General features: G+C 71.0%; 4 protein-coding genes. All 4 read left to right on the top strand.

Features of this window, described 5'->3' with window-relative positions:
* Positions 1–87 precede the first annotated feature (87 nt).
* Positions 88–561, top strand: a complete 474-nt coding sequence (gene rplQ / locus PV721_RS41810) for a 50S ribosomal protein L17 (protein WP_319733898.1) — start codon at positions 88–90, stop codon at positions 559–561.
* Between the two features lie 99 nt (positions 562–660).
* Positions 661–1,512, top strand: coding sequence for a tRNA pseudouridine(38-40) synthase TruA (gene truA, locus PV721_RS41805; RefSeq protein WP_319733896.1), 852 nt, complete (start codon positions 661–663; stop codon positions 1,510–1,512).
* Between the two features lie 72 nt (positions 1,513–1,584).
* The gene (locus PV721_RS41800) at positions 1,585–3,204 is read left to right on the top strand and encodes an ABC-F family ATP-binding cassette domain-containing protein (RefSeq protein ID WP_416371288.1); all 1,620 of its coding nucleotides are present in this window, start codon (positions 1,585–1,587) and stop codon (positions 3,202–3,204) included.
* A gap of 69 nt (positions 3,205–3,273) precedes the next feature.
* Positions 3,274–4,130: glycosyltransferase family 87 protein (locus tag PV721_RS41795; protein ID WP_319733891.1), on the top strand; the 857-nt coding region annotated here is incomplete at its 3' end.

Genomic DNA, 4,130 nt, shown 5'->3' with positions numbered 1-4,130 from the left:
CACGCCCCCCACACCCCCCTCTCGCGACCGCCTGAGGGAACTGACTCCGGTACCTGACACGGCCGGTGCAGATTTGAAGGAGTAACAATGCCGCGTCCCGCAAAGGGTGCCCGCCTGGGCGGTTCCGCCGCGCACGAGAAGCACCTGCTCGCGAACCTCGCGAAGGCGCTCTTCGAGCACGGCCGCATCACCACCACCGAGGCCAAGGCCCGTCGCCTGCGTCCCTACGCCGAGCGTCTGGTCACCAAGGCCAAGAAGGGCGACATCCACAACCGTCGCCTGGTGCTGCAGACGATCACGGACAAGAGCATCGTGCACACGCTGTTCACCGAGATCGCCCCGCGCTACGAGAACCGCCCCGGTGGTTACACGCGCATCACCAAGATCGGCAACCGTCGTGGCGACAACGCCCCGATGGCCGTGATCGAGCTGGTCGAGGCCCTCACGGTCGCCCAGCAGGCCACTGGTGAGGCCGAGGCCGCCACCAAGCGCGCGGTGAAGGAGGCGGAGGCCAAGGCCGAGGCCACCGAGACCCCCGCCGAGGAGACCAAGGAGGCCTGATCCCCCGGGATCACGCTTGCTTGATCGGCTCTGAACGGGCCCGCCCCTTCCCGGGGCGGGCCCGTTCTGCATTTCGGTGACTCTGAGAGGATCTGTCACGTGAGTGACGAGGTGGAGCCCGGGCACGTCCGGGTGCGGCTGGACCTGAGCTACGACGGCAAGGACTTCTCCGGCTGGGCGAAGCAGCGCGTGCTGCGGACCGTCCAGGGCGAGCTGGAGTCGGCCCTGCAGACCGTGATGCGGCTGCCCGACCCGGTTGAGCTGACCGTGGCCGGGCGTACCGACGCGGGCGTGCACGCCCGCGGGCAGGTCGCCCAGTTCGACCTCGCCGAGGAGGTGTGGGCCGAGCACCACGACAAGCTGCTGCGCCGCCTCGCGGGCCGGCTGCCGCACGACGTACGGGTGTGGAAGGTCGCCGAGGCCCCCGAGGGCTTCAACGCGCGCTTCTCCGCCATCTGGCGCCGCTACGCCTACCGAGTCGGCGACCACCAGGGCGGCGTCGACCCACTGCGCCGCGGCCACGTCCTGTGGCACCAGTGGCCCCTCGACGTGGACGCCATGAACGAGGCCGCCGTCCCGCTGCTCGGCGAGCACGACTTCGCCGCGTACTGCAAGAAGCGCGAGGGTGCCACGACCATCCGCACGCTCCAGCAGCTCAGCTGGGAGCGCGCCGAGGACGGGATCGTCACCGCGACCGTCCGTGCCGACGCCTTCTGCCACAACATGGTCCGCTCGCTGGTGGGCGCCCTGCTGCACGTCGGCGACGGGCACCGGCCCACCGACTGGCCGGGGAAGGTCCTGCGCGCCGCCGTACGGGACTCCTCGGTGCACGTCGTGAAGCCGCACGGGCTGACCCTCGAGGAGGTCGGCTACCCGGCGGACGAGCTGCTGGCCGCCCGCAGCAAGGAAGCGCGCAACGTGCGGACCCTGCCGGGCACCGGCTGCTGCTGACCGCCGCCGGCCGGGCCGCGGGGCCGGATATCCGTTTGGGCGGATCGCGGCCGGACCTGGACAATGCGCGGCATGGGACATCTCGAAGCCAGCCACCTGGAGTACTACCTTCCCGACGGGCGGGTCCTGCTCCCCGACGTCTCCTTCCGGGTGGGGGAGGGTTCGGTGGTCGCCCTCGTGGGGGCGAACGGGGCCGGCAAGACCACCCTGCTGAAGCTGATCTCCGGTGACCTCCAGCCGCACGGCGGAGCGGTCACCGTCAGCGGCGGGCTCGGCGTGATGTCGCAGTTCGTGGGCTCGGTGCGGGACGAGACGACCGTGCGCGACCTGCTGGTCTCGGTGTCCCAGCCGCGCATCCGGGAGGCCGCGCTGGCCGTGGACCGGGCCGAGCAGCTGATCCTCACGGTCGACGACGAGGCCGCGCAGATGGCGTACGCGCAGGCGCTCAGCGACTGGGCCGACGTCCAGGGCTACGAGGCGGAGACCCTGTGGGACGTCTGCACCATGGCCGCGCTGGCCATCCCGTACGACTCGGCGCAGTTCCGCGAGGTCCGCACGCTCTCGGGCGGTGAGCAGAAGCGGCTCGTGCTGGAGGCGCTGCTGCGCGGGCCGGACGAGGTGCTGCTGCTCGATGAGCCGGACAACTACCTCGACGTCCCCGGCAAGCGGTGGCTGGAGGAGCAGCTGAAGGCCACCCGCAAGACCGTGCTGTTCGTGTCGCACGACCGGGAGCTGCTGTCCCGCGCCGCCGAGAAGATCGTCAGCCTGGAGCCGAGCCCGATGGGCACGGACGTCTGGGTGCACGGCTCCGGCTTCGCCACCTACCACGAGGCCCGCAAGGAGCGCTTCGCGCGCTTCGAGGAGCTCAAGCGGCGCTGGGACGAGGAGCACGCCCGGCTGAAGGCCCTGGTGCTGCGGCTGCGGAACCAGGCGGCGAGCAGCCCCGACATGGCCTCGCGGTACCGGGCGATGCAGACCCGCTTCCAGAAGTTCGAGGAGGCCGGGCCGCCGCCGGAGCCGCCGAGGGAGCAGGAGATCCGGATGCGGCTGAAGGGCGGCCGTACGGGCGTACGCGCCCTCACCGTGGAGAACCTGGAGCTCACGGGCCTGATGAAGCCCTTCTCGCTGGAGGTCTTCTACGGGGAGCGCGTCGCGGTGCTCGGCTCGAACGGCTCCGGCAAGTCGCACTTCCTGCGGCTGCTGGCGGGCGAGGACGTCAAGCACACGGGCACGTGGAAGCTGGGCGCGCGGGTGGTCCCCGGCCACTTCGCACAGACGCACGCCCACCCCGAGCTGTTCGGCCGCACCCTCGTCGACATCCTGTGGACGGAGGCGGCCAAGCCGCTCGGCGCGGCGATGGGCGTGCTGCGCCGGTACGAACTGGAGCGCCAGGGAGACCAGCCGTTCGAGAGGCTCTCGGGCGGCCAGCAGGCGCGTTTCCAGATCCTGCTGCTGGAGCTGGCGGGGACCACGGCGCTGCTGCTGGACGAGCCGACGGACAACCTGGACCTGGAGTCCGCGGAGGCGCTCCAGGACGGCCTGGAGGCGTACGAGGGGACTGTGCTGTGCGTCACGCACGACCGGTGGTTCGCGCGCACTTTTGACCGTTACCTGGTCTTCGGTTCGGACGGTGTTGTGCGGGAGACTCAGGAACCCGTCTGGGACGAACGTAGAGTCGAACGCAAGCGCTAGGGGGAGACCGTCACCCCCTCGGATGAGTGAGGGGCAGGCGTCGTGGGGCTGCGGCCTAGCATCTGGCTGATGAAGTGGGAGAACCAGAGCTCCGGAACCCAGGCCCCGGGGACGGGCGCCCCCGGGGAACGGTCGCCGGGGAACGGGACCTCGGGGAGCCGGCTGATCGACTGGCTGCTGAGGCCGGCCTCCCGCACCTGGCAGGTGCTCTCCCTCGCGGTGCTCCTCGGGGTCTGCGTCTCCACGAGCCTGCGGGCGAACTGGGGCTCGGACAACGCCTTCGTGGTCAAGGCCGCGCAGACGCTGCTCGCGGGCGGGTCACCGTACGAGGACAAGCGCTTCCTCTACCTCCCCAGCGCCGTGATCATGGCGGTTCCCGAGGCCCTGCTGCCGCGCACGCTGCTGCAGTGGGTGCTGCCGGTCGGGATGTCGGCGCTGCTGGGCGCGGGCTGGCTGGCCGCGCTGCGGATGTTCTCGGTTCCGCTGCGCTCGCGTTTCGCGGTCGGCGTTTTCGCGGTGTTCGCCCTCGCCTACAAGCCGTACGTGAACCTCGTGCTGATCGGGAACTGGACCGCCATCTCGGCGGCCGCGCTGCCGGTGGCGCTGCTCCTCGCGCACCGGCGGTCGTGGGCGGCGGCCGGGCTGGTGGTCGGGCTGGCGATCGCCTGCAAGCCGATGCTGGTGCCGATCGGGCTGCTGTTCCTGCTCGCCCGGCAGTGGCGGGGACTGGCCGCGGCCGTGCTGGTGCCGCTGGGGCTCTCGGTGGCCGGCGCGCTGATGATGCCGAGCCCGACGCTGTTCTTCACCAAGACCCTGCCCTTCCTGCTCCAGGGGCAGGACGCGTACGCCCTGCCCTGGGACGCCTCGCCGATCGCGGTGCTGCCGCGGTTGGGGGCTTTCCTTTTTAAACATCTCCGATCCCACCA

Origin of the sequence: Streptomyces sp. MB09-01, assembly GCF_033794505.1 — a bacterium.
In the GTDB taxonomy this organism is placed as follows: Bacteria; Actinomycetota; Actinomycetes; order Streptomycetales; family Streptomycetaceae; genus Streptomyces.
Note: the sequence above shows the minus strand (reverse complement) of the source record. Positions and strands in the feature narration are given on the sequence as shown.

What these genes read in the sequence shown, in the direction of transcription:
- rplQ (WP_319733898.1), top strand. Translation starts at nt 88, where the DNA reads ATGCCGCGTCCCGCAAAGGGTGCCCGCCTGGGCGGTTCCGCCGCGCAC.
- PV721_RS41800 (WP_416371288.1), top strand. Translation starts at nt 1,585, where the DNA reads ATGGGACATCTCGAAGCCAGCCACCTGGAGTACTACCTTCCCGACGGG.